This is a genomic window from Enterococcus sp. ARL09-542, assembly GCF_005234805.1.
In the GTDB taxonomy this organism is placed as follows: Bacteria; Bacillota; Bacilli; order Lactobacillales; family Enterococcaceae; genus Enterococcus_D; species Enterococcus_D gallinarum.
In genome coordinates, this window is the sequence record NZ_QPQX01000026.1 from 1 (window position 1) to 16,554 (window position 16,554).

Genomic DNA, 16,554 nt, shown 5'->3' on the forward strand with positions numbered 1-16,554 from the left:
CGGCGCACAGAACGCGCCGCATATCGGACTAAGTTTTATTCAAATTTGTCTTCACCAACACGATTTGACGAAGAGCCAAAAATTATCGTACTTGATTACGGTAGTCAGTATAACCAACTGATCACTCGCCGTATTCATGAGTTCGGTGTTTTCTCAGAGTTGATGAGCCACCGCATTACCGCAGAAGAAGTAAAGGCAATGAACCCTAAAGGAATCATCCTTTCTGGCGGACCAAACAGTGTTTATGATGAGAAGGCCTTTGGTATTGATGAAAAGATTTTTGATTTGGGGATCCCAGTTTTAGGAATCTGTTACGGTATGCAGTTGATTACTTATAAATTAGGCGGAAAAGTTGAACCAGCCAAAAACCGTGAATACGGAAAAGCAGAATTGGAAATCACTTCTGCAGAAGCGGCCCTTTTCCAAAACACTCCTGAAAAACAAACCGTTTGGATGAGTCATGGTGACCTAGTTACCCAAGCACCGACTGATTTCGATGTCGTTGCTACCAGCAAAGATTGCCCCATCGCATCGATCCAAAATGCAGAACGCAAAATGTACGGAATCCAATTCCATGCAGAAGTTCGCCATTCCGAATATGGAAATGACTTGTTGCGCCATTTTACACTAGATGTCTGCCAATGTACTGGTGACTGGACAATGGATAACTTCATCGACATGGAGATCGCAAAAATTCGTGAACAAGTCGGTGACAAAAAAGTTTTATTAGGCCTTTCAGGCGGAGTAGATTCCTCTGTTGTTGGTGTTCTTTTACAAAAAGCGATCGGCGATCAATTAACATGTATCTTCGTTGATCACGTATTGTTGCGTAAAGGTGAAGCAGAACAAGTTATGGAAAGTCTTGGCGGAAAATTCGGCTTGAACATTATAAAAGTCGATGCCAAAGAACGTTTCTTATCAAAACTTGCTGGCGTGTCTGATCCAGAAGAAAAACGTAAAATCATTGGAAATGAATTTGTATATGTCTTCGATGATGAAGCAACCAAACTTGCCGGTGAAGAAGGCGTTTCTTTCCTTGCACAAGGAACCCTTTATACCGATGTGATCGAATCAGGAACTGAAACTGCCCAAACCATCAAATCACATCACAATGTAGGTGGATTACCTGAAGACATGCAATTCAAGCTGATCGAGCCATTGAACACATTGTTCAAAGACGAAGTACGTGAATTAGGTACCCAATTAGGCATGCCTGACAGCATCGTTTGGCGCCAACCATTCCCTGGACCAGGCTTAGGTATTCGTGTCCTTGGTGAATTGACAGAAGAAAAATTAGAAATCGTCCGTGAATCAGACGCTATCTTGCGCGAAGAAATCGCCAATGCCGGTTTAGATCGCGACATCTGGCAATACTTCACCGTCCTACCAGGCATTCGCTCTGTTGGGGTTATGGGAGATGGCCGTACGTATGACTACACTGTAGGTATCCGTGCTGTCACTTCTATTGACGGCATGACCGCTGACTTTGCCCGTATCCCTTGGGAAGTCTTGCAAAAAATCAGTGTCCGTATCGTAAATGAAGTCGCACACGTTAACCGTATCGTGTATGATATTACCAGCAAACCACCTGCAACAGTGGAGTGGGAATAAGACGTAAATATAATATGGATGGGAAATGCCGATAAATCAACGTTTTTCAACTTTTGAAATGCTTGATTTTCATTAAAAATGATATGGTTCCCTACCATTTTTCCTACCAAAAAAGGGCACTACAGACATAAGTCCTTGAACAAGCGAAATATCCGAACAATAAGAGAATTGCTCCTACGGTCCAGTTGGTCCTCGTTGCAAAACGATAGTTTTTCTGCTATCCTAGTCTCTTGTTCGGATATTTTTTGTCTATTTTCACTTCTGTCACAGTCCCTTTTTTTAAAATGACAGAAGTTAGCTGATATCTCAAGTATGTTCCCACTTAAATAATCAATTTAACCATTTTTTATTTAATTTTGTTAGCGATTGATCGAGCGGCTAACGCAGTTGATGGTATGTCGCATTCCTCTAATTGCAACCGAGGTTTCGAAAATATTTTCTGCTGGTGCCAATCCCCCGTATCCAGCATCTCCAATATGTTGTAAATCAACACCACAACTTTTATTCATAATGGCTAATTGCCGCAATGTTTCTGGTCGGGCACTTTCCTGACTAGTACCGATTGCAGACATCGTTAACAAATCATATTTTTTTGCCAACCGAACCGCTTCAATTAGGTCTTGCTCTAAAAAGCCTGGGATAGACCCTACTGAAGGAACTAGTAAAATATCTGCGCCTGCTTCCGCATAAGAAATAATCGCCTCTTTATTCACAACTGGCTCTTCTGAGCCGGCGCTATGCATTTTCCCAGCAATAATCAATCCCGAAAAATACTTTTTTGCCATTTTTACGGATTTAGTAATTTCTAAATTGGTTACTCCAGTGCCTGGATTACCGGTAAAGCAAATAAAATCGACTCCTAGTTCTTCTGCTTTTTGTATCGTTTCAACAGAGCTTGCTCTTCCTTGGCTGATTTCTACTTTCTCACTCATCATATTTGTTTTAGGGGCAATGGGTTCTAAATTAATTCCCACAGGACGACCGACTAGTTCTTTTAATTTAGGAATCGGGTTTTCAATCGTTTGCTGTAGATCAAAAACCTTCTCAATCGTCACATTTGGTAGTCCAAAAACTGCAGGACGATAACAATCGAAACCATTTAAAAGAATCAAATCTGCACCAAATGCTGACGCAACTTCTGCATTCGTAATTTCTCCAGATTGTGGAAGAGTATTAGCAACCGTTTCACAAACAATCACCCGTCCTTCACTCGCTTTGATGGATTGCTTCAACTCTTTTGACGTCATTTTCTTGACATCACTGTAGTTTGCACTAATTAATCTCTTGACCATTTTGTTCTCCTTTTTCTTGCTTTTTATTTTTTAAGATATCTAACTTTTGATAATTTGCTCTAAATGGGCAGTTACTAAATCACGTCCTATGCGGTGTGTTTTTTTCTTAGCCAACCATTCTTCTGCTTCTTTTGGATCTTTTTTTAATTGCCATTCTTGCCAGAAAGTCCAACTTTCTGTGATTGCTTGTAACCAAGGCTCCAATTCTGTTCTCAATCTAGATGTATGTTGTTCTTGCTGGATCCATTTTACTGCTTGGACTAAAACAGCCATTTCTTTTGTGACCCATTCTGGGTCTTTGGCTAGCAGTAATTCTTCATCTGAAAGCAGACTGCTTGTGTAATGATTTGGAAAAGCATTGGTTAAGGTAAGATAAGCTGGTTGTAGTTTACTTCCAACTACTTTTTCAACGACTGACGTCCAAGTTTCCAAAGGATCAAAACGCTCACAGTTCCATAAGTAATTAGCCATACTATTGATCGTAAACTTTGAAGCTTCTAATTGAGCCATTGGATTCGAAACTACTCCTGTAACCTGGTATCTCTCCTTAGAAAGATTCGGTGTTCGATTCTCATATGGACTCATGAACAATAGTTCTTTATCCTCTAAATAATCATTTACCGGAATATTATCCCAAATCAGCATCGGCCGTTGATAGACAGAAGCCATTTCCTGCAGCTCTTCTGTAGAAATTGACGCCGCTAACGTGCTTGGGCCAGTCCAAAAGAACGGTAATTGTTCTGGTATTTCTTGACTTAACGTTGCTAAATAGCGAGAACCATGACGATTATCATATTCTGTAGGACAAATGACTAATTCATGATTGGACAACCGAGTGCTAAGATATTCCTCTACTCGATTCACTAAATAGGCATGAGCGAATGCTGGCTCTCGAAAACGGCGTTTAGCAGCACCTTTTAATTGATAGTCAATATCATCCATTAATAGACCAAATTGAAATACGCCAAGCTCAATCAGTTGTTCTAACTTTTTCAGAAGAACTTGAATGTCTTCTTCACACGTAATATCAATATCATTTCCAGGACTAATTAAGTACCAAAAATCGATATTGCTAGCCTCAGCAGCAGATAAAAGCTCCTTAAATTTGTCTAATTCTTGCGCATCGTAGAGTTCACGCCATTTTTTACGTAATAATTCATCATCTTTAGGGGCATACATAAAAGTATTCAATTGGTTATCTTTCATATATGAAAAAAGAGAGAGGCGCATTTCATGTGTCCAGGGGATACCATAAAACCCTTCAATGATTCCTCGAATTTTCACTGATGGTTCATGTTTCAGAATCAATTCCGGTAATAATAATTGATCTCCTACCGAAAAAAAACTCTCTAATAAGGCTTCCATAGCATATTGAAACCCTCGAAGGTTTGCTGATTCAATCGTAAGTTGATTGTCATTAGTAACCTTTAAATAAAATCCGTCATTTTTCAAATGCTGGTTATAAAGGTGTGTTATACATAAATCGTATGTTTCTTTTGGATCATTTATGAGCTGTACAGGACATGATTGGAAATTCGTTACCGGTTTCCAGACTTCTTCTAACTGTTCGAAACGATAAAATAATCCATTAAAACGAACATTCAGCTTATTTTTTGACCATTTTAAGCAATGGTTTCGATAAACAACTTCTTGATAACGAGATAATTTTTTTTTGACTTGATTGATCTTTGTTTCTTTCATCTATTTTCTCCTTTGAAAGTAATCACTATATTCCAGTCAAAAGTATCTTCCATAAAACGGAAACGATCTTCTAAATAAGGACCGCAACTGTGTGAGCCGATACCATTTTGTTTATAACTTAAATTGAACCAAGTTCTATTTTCTTTTATTAATTCATAATGGTGTGACTTTTCGGTTAATTGAGCTTGACTATAAGGCAGAGCAGAAAAATTAGAGTTTCCATAAACCGTCATGGTAGATCCTTGATGATTTTTGATTGATACCCAATCACATTGCCAGCGGTTACCATATTCTTGTGGTTTGATATATGGCTGATCAAATTCCTCAATCTCCATCTCATAAATACCAAACATCGCAGCATAGTGCTTATCAGGATAACTTTCATACGGCCCATAGCCACAATAAGAAACCTTCGAAAAAGTATCATTCAACGGCCAGTCCATCCCAAAGCGAGGGAAATCTGGAAAAATCGGATTTTTCTCCACTGATACTTTTTGGTTGATTACGCCTGCACCATTTATTTTCAACTGTATGTGCATTGTAAAAATTGGCTGTAATCCTGGAATAACTCCTCGATAAGACGTTTCGATCAGGAGATGATCATCTACGAATTTCCAGTCTTTTTTTCTGATTTCTAAAGACATTTCAGCATATCCAGCTGCTTTCCATTTGTTTACTAAGTTACGATCATTATCCGTTGGTGCACGCCAAATTGAAAATTGAGTAGGACGTTCCAAAAGTTCCTTTTGATTGATCTTTACAGAAGTGAACGCAGCTTTTGCTAATTGATATATATAAATAAAGGATTCTCCTTTGATTATCAGCTCTGTGCCTTTTACTGAAATTTGTGGTGCATCATTATGATGAGCAGTTCTTGGCAATCTCATTTTTTCTTTTTTAAGAAAGAGCTGTTGCTGTCCATAAAGCTCATCATTTTTATAAACAGATAGCGAAACAGCAACCGTATGAGCACCATGAATCGTTGTAGGTACTGTGATGGGCAATGAACAACTTTTGCCAGGCTCAAGTATGAAAGGATTCATTACTTCATAAACTGTTTTTTTTCCATCTATATACCATTCAAGAGAAAGGTTAAATGCTGAACCGGCTGTAAAAGCAGTTATATTGCTCAAGGTTACTTCTTGCAGCTCCTCATCTACAGCAATCAGTTGAATAGGCGAATGAATATTACGGTACTCCAATGCACCTACTGTTAATTGCCGATCTGGGGTCAATAAACCATCTACGCAAAAATTGCCGTCGTGATATTTTTCACCAAAATCACCACCGTATAAATAAGATGGCGTTTCTAAAGTTCCTCTATTGATTGCATGATCAGTCCACTCCCAGACACAACCGCCAAGAAAGGAATCATACTGTTGAATCAAATCGAAGTACGTTTTAAGATCTCCAGGACCGTTGCCCATAGCGTGGCTATATTCACACATAAAAAAAGGTTTTTCAGTATCACTTCTTTGACAATGACGATGAACATCTTCCAGTGGGGGATACATTTGACTAATAACATCCAAGTTACTAAAATCATTCACTTGGTCAATAACTGGTTCAATCGAGCGTTCATTATGAATCAACCGTGAATCATCCAATTTCCGTGCTAAAGCTTGAGCTTTTTCAAAATTTACTCCATAACCAGATTCATTCCCCATAGACCACATAATGATAGAGCTTCGATTTTGATAAGGAAGAATAGAACGGATCACTCGGTCCATAATCGGCTTTTCGAATGTCGGATCATTAGCAATTAGTTGATAATTCGCTTCAGTATCATATAGATTAACCACACCATGACACTCCAAATCTGCTTCATTGATTACATACAGACCAATCTCATCCGCCAATTCATAAAAATCTGGTGATTTAGGGTAATGTGCCGTTCGTACAGTATTCACATTTAATTTTTTCATTAATAACAAATCTGCACGTAACTGCTCTCGGGTCATCACTGGCGTGCCTTGCTGATCCACGTCATGATAGTTGACTCCATATAATTTAATAGGTGTTCCGTTCAGCAATAACTTACGATTCTTGATCGTCAGTGCTCGAAAGCCAACTTTTTCTTTAAAATATTCACCATTACATGTTAAAAGTAATGTATATAATTTAGGCGTTTCTGCTGTCCAAAAAAGGCAATCTTCAACATCCAAATTTATTTGTTGTTCCGAGTAACACTCCCCTTTCGCTATGAGACGTCCATCAGGATGGAATAATTCGTAAGAAATAGGTAACGATACTTCAATAGGAGTAAATCGTTGAAAAGAAACCATTAATGTTGCGTTTCCTTTTTTAGGATCAGTCAACGTCCGTAGTTGATAACTTGTCAGATGCATAGTTGGTCGTTGAAGAAGATACACTGGACGAAATAGACCGCTCATTCGCCACTTATCCTGATCTTCAAAGTAGGTACCATCACACCACTTCATCACTAGAATTTGAATTTCATTAACCCCAACCTGTAAATACTTGGTCACATCAAATTCAGATGTACTATGACTCACTTGGTCATAGCCTACAAAGTTTCTATTTATCCAAACAAAACAATTACTATCTGCTCCTTCTAGATTTAAGTAAAAGCGTGCATCTGTTTGCTCAATTTGAAACTGACGCCGATATACACCACAAGGGGTATCATTAGGTACATAAGGCGGATCAAAAGGAATTGGATAAGATACATTGATATACTGAGGTAAGTCAAATCCCTCTGTTTGCCAAACTCCAGGAACAGAAATTCTATCATAGCTTTCAGTAAAGGCCTCTTGAAAAAAATTTTCCGGTAACTGTTGGACAGAAGGATAATACTGAAAATCCCATGTACCATTGAGATCGATAAACTGGCTCGTTTTTTCCCTTTCTAACTCTTGTTTTGCTTCTTCTTTACTTGCATAAGGAATATAATAATTACGTAATGGTTCTGTATTGACACTTATAACTGACAGATTTTGATAATAGTCCGATAACATATTTTCTCACTTCCTACTTTTTTTCTCTTCTTAATAAAAGAGTTAGTGGTAAGCTACTTATGAATAGAAAACGAACCACTTTCCCATTAGATGAGCAAGTGGTCCGTTCAACGGGAAGATTCCTTCGTTAATTGTAGCCTGACACCGAGCTTTGCCGATAATTAAAGCCAGAAATTTCAAGCGGCACTTGATATTGACAAAACGGTAATCGTTCTTCCAAAAGCTCCTCTAGGGCATCTTGCCCCTGAAGATGATTTTTAATACGACGCGCAACGGTTTTCAGACGATGAGCTAATGCAGCATATCGTTGTTCTAATACTTCCCAACCATAGGTTTTGTATGTTTGATACCAAATTATTTCATGAATAGATGCCAATTCATTTACTCGATTGGCTAGTGCTTCACACCGATTCGCTAATTCCATTAATCCTGCAAGGTCTTCTACCAGACAGCAGTGTTGTAAATAGATGCCTAGTTCTGCCTTTTGTGCTAAAATTTCAGCTAAAAGTATATATCGTTGACGAATAGTTGTTAAAATTGGTTGTTTTGGATTCCAATTTTTATTCATATCTAATTTCTGAGCTAACTCATGATAATAAGTACCAATTGTTCTAGTGGCAATTTTGTTATGAGCGGCTACATGAAAGTCATATATACCAACTAACGGATCTTGCCAAAGTAGCAGTTTACTCACGGAAGCCATTTGTAAGTTGTTATTTGTAATGGTATCCACTTCATCGAAATATCGTAATTCGGACATTAATTGATAACTACCTGTTCCTAATAAACGATCGTAGATTTCCTCAAAATCATTCCACTCTTCTTCAGAATAGACATAATCTGCTAATTTTAATGCCCCAATTAAGGAATGCCAATGCTCTGTTTCCTGCCCTTCATCTCCCCAAGTAGTTAACATCACAGAACGTACACCTTTATTTTTAGAAGCTTTTACAGCTGCAGAAACAATTGCTTCTGTTTTCCCATGATTCGGGGCTAGTCTCCCCCAGATATGGGCACCACTAGCTAAAACGTAATGATCAATGTCACAAAATTTCAAATGGTTATCAATTACTTTCTCATAGGAGGAAACTTCATCTGAACCATAGTCCCAATGAACATAGGTTAATCCTGCTGGTAATCCTTTAGCTGCTAATGCTTTGAGTTTAAAATCAGGATTGTAATACCTATCTTTACCGGTTTCATCTAATAGCTTATAAATGAAATCACTCCAAATCATTGGTTTCATCTTATATTTATCAACAATTGATAACACACGGTCCATATGTTGAATCATTAAAGTTGTCCGATCACAATACCCATACAGGCTTAAATATCGTCCCAGACCTGCTTGATAGGCTTCATCCATTCCCAAATGAATACGCTCTGTCTGATACATTTCTTTGCAGGCAATAATCATCTTTTCGATTGCCGCATAAACCTTTTCTTCACCGATCAGTAGAGTATTTTGATCATCCATCAGTTCTTGTTGAGCATACCACTTCAAAAATTGGGTCAAGTGAGCAAGGGTCTGGATCGATGGAACTACTTCTATGCCAAAACCAGAAGCAAATTCAACAATTTCATTCACTTCTTCTTTTGTATACGCTCCGCGAAGGTAACCAAAATATGGAAGGTCTTCTACTTCATAGGTATCTTCTGTGTAAATATACAATGTGTTGTACCCCATCAACGCTAAGTAAGAAATGAATTTTTTTAGAGTCTCTTTATTCATCACGCCATTACGAGAAGCATCTAATGAATAACTGGTCTCAATGATCGAGGTTTCTTCAATGTATGGCATCTCTCCTCCTTGAGCTAAAAAACGTGGAAGGCAGATAAACAATCCTCGATACAGCAAGTCTTCATGTGAATAAGACAAGCAGATTCGTTGCTGCTCATTTTTAGTAATCTTGATTTGTCGCACATTAGCCTTTGTGTCAGTAAAAATCAAGTCTATTTGTTCTTCATCTTTTTGTGTCAATGGAATCTCAAGTTGCTGGATAAAGGCTATATTAGCTACTTGTTTATCAGTTAACTTCATAGAAAGAAATACTCCTTTTTGTGAAAAAATTAGTGCGATTGTATCTGACAAGGCAACTTTGCTAACGCTCTTTCAGTTAATTTACTAATCAATATTACCGTTACAGCTGTTCCGCCAAACAGAAAAATCACAGGCAAAATCATCAATATTTGGAAATAAATTCCAAGCACCAAGCCTTGCATGACTACCGTTGGCAACATCGTTGCTGTGAAAAGCAAATAGTCAATCAGTCGGTCTCCCATCATCCACAACCCAAGACTTTTGATCACGACCCAATTCAACATTGCAAAGACTAGGAACAGTGTAATTACCGATAATAATGTACTTAATAAATAAAACAATGGTGCGCTTTGCTGCCAACAAAGCCAGATCGTAGTAATATTGCCGGCCAACAACAAAGTTGCTGACCAGCAATATAGATTATATCTAACAAAATTTTTCTTATAGATTTTACTCATGAACTTCACAGACTCTTGCAAGCCATATTTTTTTCGATTCACAACGCCAGCAATCAAAGCTATCGTAGCAGGGAAAAAACCTAAAATTCCAAATCCTAAACAAATTAGTATAAAATAAGTAAAGTTTAGTAACAACAATTGAAAAACCCAATTAAATCCTTTGGTCCATTTGTTTTCGTTCATTTGAATCCCCCCACTAACTGCTTAGTCTATTCTTTTCATTTAGTAAAAAATTATTTGTTAGATTTTCGCCATTCATCGTATTGTTCTTGAGCAGATGCCTGAATTTTATCCAATCCAGCTTTTTCTAGTTTTTCTAACAACTCTGGTACATATTGTTCAGGGTCAACTGTTCCCGAGCTTAAAAGTACTTCATATTGTGACACGATATTTTGTACACTTGCAATTTCTGTTCGAAAATCAGAAGCGTCAAAAGAGAAACCTAAAATAGGAGACATCGGTGCTTCATTTTGAAACTTTTTACTTTCTTCTCCTAGTTTTTTACTTTCTTCTGTAATCGGTGAAGTTTTTGAAACTAGATAAGTATTTACCAATGCCCAAGCGCCTTGATAATAATCATCAGAGTTTGTTAAAGTAATCGAACCATCTTCATTGCGATCATAGTGTTTTCCTTCAATTCCATAAACCATTAAATCCGCTACTTCTTGATTGGTATTCACATAATTCAACAATTTCAAGGCTGCTTCCGGATGTTTACTTGAAGCAGATACCGCATGCATTGCCACTCTTGCAAATCCAGTCGTTTTAAAAGCTTTTCCAGCTGGTTTTAAAATTAATCCATGTCCCGCTAGAGCTTCTAAATTTTTTTGTGCTAATGGTTGATAACCACTTGAGTTACGACCTAAAAACCAGTTTTTACTATCAATTCGAAATGGATCTGTCGTAACAGTGGCTGCATCTTTCAAAATATATCCTTTTTTATAAAACTCATGCATAGCCTTCAAATAAGTCATCATTTCTGGAGTCTCATAAGTATTAACAACTGTTTGTGTATCGCCTTCAAATGCAACCGCTAGCGGTACACCACCACCGATAATATTGTCATAAGGAATACAGACACTGGTACGGGTCATACCGATTGGCGTAATATTCGTATCAGTATTTTTTTCTGCAAACTTTTCTAATACTGGAGCCAATGTTTCTACACCTTCAACATTCTCTACATCCAATTGGTATTGATCTACCAAATCTTTATTAAAGGTCCAATATTCCGTTGTGGCAATATCGTTATTGACTGGCAATCCATAAGTTTCGCCATTAATTGCCCCACCTTCAATAAATCCTTCATTCAATTCAGCTGCATAATCTTTCAACTCTTTATCCAAATGATCGTTGAGACTAATGAAAGCACCTTTGTTCCCATAATTCACATAATCTGTGCCATTGACGAAACAAATATCATATTCTTCTCCTGAATTGATCATCACACCAAGCTTTTGCTGATAATCCCCGTCCGGAATCAGCCGCATATCCAACTCTACATTGATTTCTTCCTTTAATTTTTCGTTGACTTTTGTCATGACCTCATCAAAATCTTTGGGTTCTTCTCCAACCTGATACCAAGTAACTTTTGTGGTTCCTGTTTCATTATTTGCTTCGCCATTACTGCTACCACAAGCACCTAATAGGCCAAGGGTTAGTACAGAAGCACCACCAATCAAATATTTCTGCATGTTCTTTTTCATCTTTTAACATCTCCTATTCTTTTTTATTCTTTCACTCCACCGATCGTCAATCCTTGAACAAAGTATTTTTGGAAGAACGGATAAACAATTGCAATCGGTAAAGTAGCTACTACGACCATTGCCATTCGTGTTGATTCTTGAGGAAGGCTATTTTGAATTGCTTGTTGCTGCGCTAATGTAATGTCATTATTATTTGCTAAGAATTCCATTGAATTTTGAATCTTCATTAACAAATATTGCAATGGAATCAATTTGTTGGTGTCAATATACAGCAATGCGTTGAACCAGTCATTCCAATAACCTAAGCTTGAAAATAAACCTATTGTTGCAACCCCTGGGATCGCTAAAGGCAAAACGATTTGGAAAAAAACTCGAAACTCACTACAGCCATCCATTTTAGCGGATTCGATAATCGATTCTGGAATCGACTTCTTAAAGAATGTCCTTAAAATAATGACATTGTATGGGCTAAAAGCAAGAGGTAGAATCAAAGCCCAAATTGTATTTTTTAAGCCAAGCATCTTCGTCATCACTAAGTAAGAAGGAACCATCCCTCCCGCAAATAACATGGTAAAAAAAAGATAAAAAGTAAAGAACTTCCGGTAAGGGAAAGAGGCTCTTGATAAAACATAAGCATAGGTTCCCGTCATAAAAACAGTAATCAACGTTCCAATCACTGTAATCATAATTGTAACGCCTAATGACCGAAGTAACTGTCCGCCATCTTGTATTAAGTATTGATATGCATCAGTGCTCCATTGAGCCGGCAATAATTCGTAACCGTTGAGTTGTAATGCTTTTTCATCTGTTAATGAAATGACGATTACGAAAATAAAGGGAAAAATACAGCTAAGAGTAAATAAGATTAGTAATATTGTGAAAAACCGTTCGACTGGCAGCGAAAAGTACATCTGCCGTTTTAATTTTGATATCATTTTGATTCCTCCTAAAATAGTGCTGAACTAGGATCTAACTTGTTGACTATCTTATTAGTAATCAAAATCAAGACAAAGCCAACTGCTGACTGATATAATCCCGCTGCCGTAGACATTCCGATATCTCCGCTATTCATTAATCCACGGTAGACATAAGTATCTAATACATTCGTCACATCATAAAGAGCCCCCGAATTTCTTGGCAATTGATAAAACAATCCAAAATCAGCTCGAAAAATACTACCAACAGACAAAATCAACATAATGACAATAATCGATCTTAAATGTGGCAAGACTACATTCCTTATCTGTTGCCATTTACTGGCACCATCAACTAAAGCAGCTTCATAATAACTAGTATCGATCCCCATAATTGACGCGTAATAAATGATGGATCCATAGCCTACGCCTTTCCATAAACTCGTAAAAACAATAATAAAAGGCCAGTACTTCGGTTCACTATACCAATTTATGGGTTCCACACCAAAATTGCTTAGTAAAATATTAATTAATCCTTTATCCGTACTCAAAAATGCGTAAACAAAGTAACTGATGACTACCCATGATAAAAAATTAGGAAAAATCATAAATGTCTGCATCTTTTTCAATAACCGTTTGTTCGCCATTTGGCTCAGAATGATTGCTAATGACACTGTACAAAAAGTACTTAGCAAAATACCTACAACGTTATAAACAACCGTATTGCGAGTAATGATCCAAGCATCTTGCGAAGCAAAGAGATATTTGAAATTTTCCCAGCCAACCCAAGGACTGTTGAACAAACTTGTAAAGAATCCCCTTGATGAAATTCTGAAATCTTTAAAAGCGATTACAACTCCAAACATTGGTATATAGCAAAATATAAATAACCATAACGCACCTGGTAAAAGCATAATAAACAATGCTCGGTTTTTTTTTAGATTTCCTAATAACCCTTTCTTTAGCTTCATTTTGTCTCTCCTCTCTCAGCGTTTCCTTGATTATACCCACTTGGTTAATCGCTTACATTAATTTTTTATACATTATTTTTAGTTTATTAAACCTCTACAATAGAATAGTTTTTAAACGGAAACTGTATTCACAATCATAAGTAGCCCTGTTTGAAAAGCGTTTACATCACTTGTAATATGTGCTATATTGATTCATAAAATTAGAGATTATCAAAATGAGGACTTTGAATGAAAAACGATTTATCAAAAGTTATTATGCGTTTTACATACATATTGATTTTTTTTATTACTTTACTTGCCTGTTTCACATTGTTCTTTTCCTATATCAATGTGATTGAAAAAGAAAAAAATCAAAACCTGCAAAACATTCAGCAAATCACCCACTATATGGAAACATATAATCGTATTCTCTCCGGTATCGTGACAGAGATCTATCAAAATTATGATTTCCAAGAAAACCTTAATGACTACTACCTCTCATCACCTGCTGAATACATGGAAGATATTTTGTCAAAGGATCGCTCCCCTACCTATTTAGTAGATAACTTAAAAAAACTTGTGCAAGATGATGAAGTTAAAAATATATCTATCTCATTAGATTACGAAAAATACTTAAGTGCCTACGCACCTACAAAAAACGAAAAAATTTCTTTTATTCGTTCATTAAGTTTCATTAGTGAGGACATGCCCGATGCTACATTGATTCTAGACGTTTCGATCAACGCGCTAAAAAAGAGTCTCTTTCTAACACATTACAATTATTCTTTGTCTAATGGTATTGATTCCGTCAATTTATCTGAAGACATCTCGCCTTCTAAATGGAAAAAAACGCAACAGATAGCTATCGGTAACCACACATTACAAGTATATGAAAATCCAAATTATTCGTCACAAACCTTATTAGGTCTGGCAATCATGATTTTCTTATTAATGAGTTTGTTTATTCTTGCTATTCATCAATTATTAAATAGAAGTTTTCGTAACTATATCCAGCAGTATCAGGAAATCATTACTTCCTTAAATCATTCATCTACAGGAGACTACAAGTCAATCAATATCGAAAACAAAGTCGGTGATTTGAAAGAAATCGCTATGCATATCAATCAGTTTTATTTAGATAATGCTACATATCAAAAAACACTTTATGAAAATAATTGGTTGAAGCAAGAAGCAAAGTATGCAGCACTTCAATATCAAATCGAGCCTCATTTTCTATTTAATAATTTGGAATTTATTCGAATGACTGCCATATTGAATGATGACGAAGAAATCAGCGACAGTATATATTTATTGAGCAAGTTGTATCGCAATAATACATATCAGCCCGACATAATTGATTTGAAAGAGGAATTAATTAATATCGACCTCTCCTTGCAACTACATCAACGTCGTTATCGACATAACTTTGACTATCAGCTGATTGATCATATTGATCAATTAATGTTACCAAAACTTTCTTTACAGCCATTTGTTGAAAATTATATTAAACACGGCTTCGATTCATCAAAAAAGGAAAATCGTTTGACTGTCTATGCAACTGAAACAACCAACCATTATGTGTTAAAAATCGTTGAAAATGGGAAAGGAATGGACCAAGACAAGCTGGAGCATATTCAACAAAAACTTAATGATGATATTCCTTATAGTGAGAATATCGGCATCTCAAATTCTTTTCGACGTATAAAGCATCTCTATCCTGGAGATACACGTTTTGTTATAGAAAGCCAACTACACGTCGGAACAACGATTACTATCAAAATACAAAAAGGAGGGAATATGCATGTTGAGAATTGCAATTGTTGACGATGATTGTACAATTGTAGAAGGCATAAGGCATTATCTTTTGAAGAAAGTCCCCGACATCATTATCGATCACTGCTACACAGACGGAGACGAAGCATTTAAAAACCTGCAAAACCAGCGCTTTGATTTACTTATCACAGATATTACGATGGGGAAAATTTCTGGACTCGAATTAATCGAATCTTTGCAACAAACATCCAATCGCTACTTTACTAGTATTGTCATTAGTGCCCACCAAAATTTTCAGTATGCAAAAAAGGGGATTGATTTATCTATTAAAAGTTACATAACGAAACCCATTGATTTTCCTTATTTAGTTAAGTTAGTACAAGAAGAAAAAATGCGTAAATCAGCAGCTAATCAAAACTCTCTAACTGATGATTCTTTTAATGAGTCAATTCAACAAGTGATTGATTACGTTCAAAACAATTATAGTGAAAAGCTTACGCTCAAAGATGTAGCTACACAATTCCATTACCATCCCGCTTATTTAGGACGGGCCTTCAAAAAAGAAACAGGTTATTCCTTTCATGATTACTTGCTAGACTTTCGAATCAAAAGAGCAAGTGCTCTACTGAAAGACACATTCTTATCTATTGATGAAATTAGTCAAAAAGTAGGAATAGATCACGTGAGCTATTTTTCTGTTCTCTTCAAAAAAATTACTGGACACAGCCCCAGTAATTACCGTAAAAAGCTTCTATAATTTCTCAGACGTGTTCATCTTCTAGTTATACTTATACAACAAGGAGCCATTGAAAAGTGGTGATTTTTGGCTATTAACCATTTAATGATGGTAGAGAAAAATACATTAGAATATTTAATCAGATCCAGTTGAGCATAACGCATAGGATTTTCCTTATGTCTTCAACCCCCGCTGAGGTTGAGGAATATGGAAAAAACTACTATGCAAGTCGAGTGCAAAAATGGCGCTGAACTATTTAACTGAAATGAAAAAGGCTATTTTAGAAGATAGAATAGATGGATGTAGTTATTTAAATAGGCTCTTCGTCAAATCGTGTTGGTGAAGACAAATTTGAATAAAACTTAGTCCGATATGCGGCGCGTTCTGTGCGCCG

General features: G+C 36.6%; 11 protein-coding genes. 3 read left to right on the plus strand and 8 right to left on the minus strand.

Going from position 1 to position 16,554, the window contains the following annotated elements; all coding sequences use genetic code 11:
- Positions 1-45: 45 nt before the first annotated feature.
- Positions 46-1,611: a glutamine-hydrolyzing GMP synthase gene (gene guaA / locus DVW06_RS15950; RefSeq protein WP_137264871.1), complete on the plus strand. Its 1,566-nt coding sequence runs from the start codon at positions 46-48 to the stop codon at positions 1,609-1,611.
- A gap of 359 nt (positions 1,612-1,970) precedes the next feature.
- Here the strand turns inward: guaA and DVW06_RS15955 are convergent, their stop codons facing one another.
- The 8 genes from DVW06_RS15955 to DVW06_RS15990 all read right to left on the minus strand — a co-directional run bounded on the left by DVW06_RS15955 (position 1,971) and on the right by DVW06_RS15990 (position 13,672).
- On the minus strand, positions 1,971-2,903 hold the full coding sequence (locus DVW06_RS15955) for a DUF7916 family protein (RefSeq protein ID WP_002288609.1): 933 nt from the start codon (positions 2,901-2,903) through the stop codon (positions 1,971-1,973).
- 39 nt (positions 2,904-2,942) lie between these two features.
- On the minus strand, positions 2,943-4,604 hold the full coding sequence (locus DVW06_RS15960) for a protein O-GlcNAcase (protein WP_137264865.1): 1,662 nt from the start codon (positions 4,602-4,604) through the stop codon (positions 2,943-2,945).
- Positions 4,601-7,582 carry a glycoside hydrolase family 2 TIM barrel-domain containing protein gene (locus DVW06_RS15965; RefSeq protein WP_137264866.1) on the minus strand — a complete coding sequence of 994 codons (2,982 nt, stop codon included), beginning with the start codon at positions 7,580-7,582 and terminating at the stop codon, positions 4,601-4,603. The genes DVW06_RS15960 and DVW06_RS15965 overlap by 4 nt, the downstream gene beginning before the upstream one ends.
- 127 nt (positions 7,583-7,709) lie before the next feature.
- Positions 7,710-9,623, minus strand: coding sequence for a beta-N-acetylhexosaminidase (locus DVW06_RS15970; RefSeq protein ID WP_002304880.1), 1,914 nt, complete (start codon positions 9,621-9,623; stop codon positions 7,710-7,712).
- Positions 9,624-9,652: 29 nt separating this feature from the next.
- On the minus strand, positions 9,653-10,264 hold the full coding sequence (locus DVW06_RS15975; protein ID WP_137264867.1) for a DUF624 domain-containing protein: 612 nt from the start codon (positions 10,262-10,264) through the stop codon (positions 9,653-9,655).
- A gap of 50 nt (positions 10,265-10,314) precedes the next feature.
- Positions 10,315-11,787 (minus strand): extracellular solute-binding protein, encoded by a 1,473-nt coding sequence (locus DVW06_RS15980; RefSeq protein WP_137264868.1) that lies wholly within the window; start codon positions 11,785-11,787, stop codon positions 10,315-10,317.
- A gap of 23 nt (positions 11,788-11,810) precedes the next feature.
- Positions 11,811-12,722, minus strand: coding sequence for a carbohydrate ABC transporter permease (locus tag DVW06_RS15985; RefSeq protein WP_002289655.1), 912 nt, complete (start codon positions 12,720-12,722; stop codon positions 11,811-11,813).
- A gap of 11 nt (positions 12,723-12,733) precedes the next feature.
- Entirely contained in the window at positions 12,734-13,672 is a 939-nt protein-coding gene (locus tag DVW06_RS15990; protein WP_002289657.1) for an ABC transporter permease, read from the minus strand.
- Positions 13,673-13,900: 228 nt separating this feature from the next.
- Here DVW06_RS15990 and DVW06_RS15995 point away from each other — a divergent pair, with 228 nt between their 5' ends.
- Positions 13,901-15,475, plus strand: a complete 1,575-nt coding sequence (locus tag DVW06_RS15995) for a sensor histidine kinase (RefSeq protein WP_137264869.1) — start codon at positions 13,901-13,903, stop codon at positions 15,473-15,475.
- The gene (locus tag DVW06_RS16000; protein WP_137264870.1) at positions 15,453-16,181 is read left to right on the plus strand and encodes a response regulator transcription factor; all 729 of its coding nucleotides are present in this window, start codon (positions 15,453-15,455) and stop codon (positions 16,179-16,181) included. Before DVW06_RS15995 ends, DVW06_RS16000 begins: the two co-directional genes overlap by 23 nt.
- Positions 16,182-16,554: the final 373 nt, after the last annotated feature.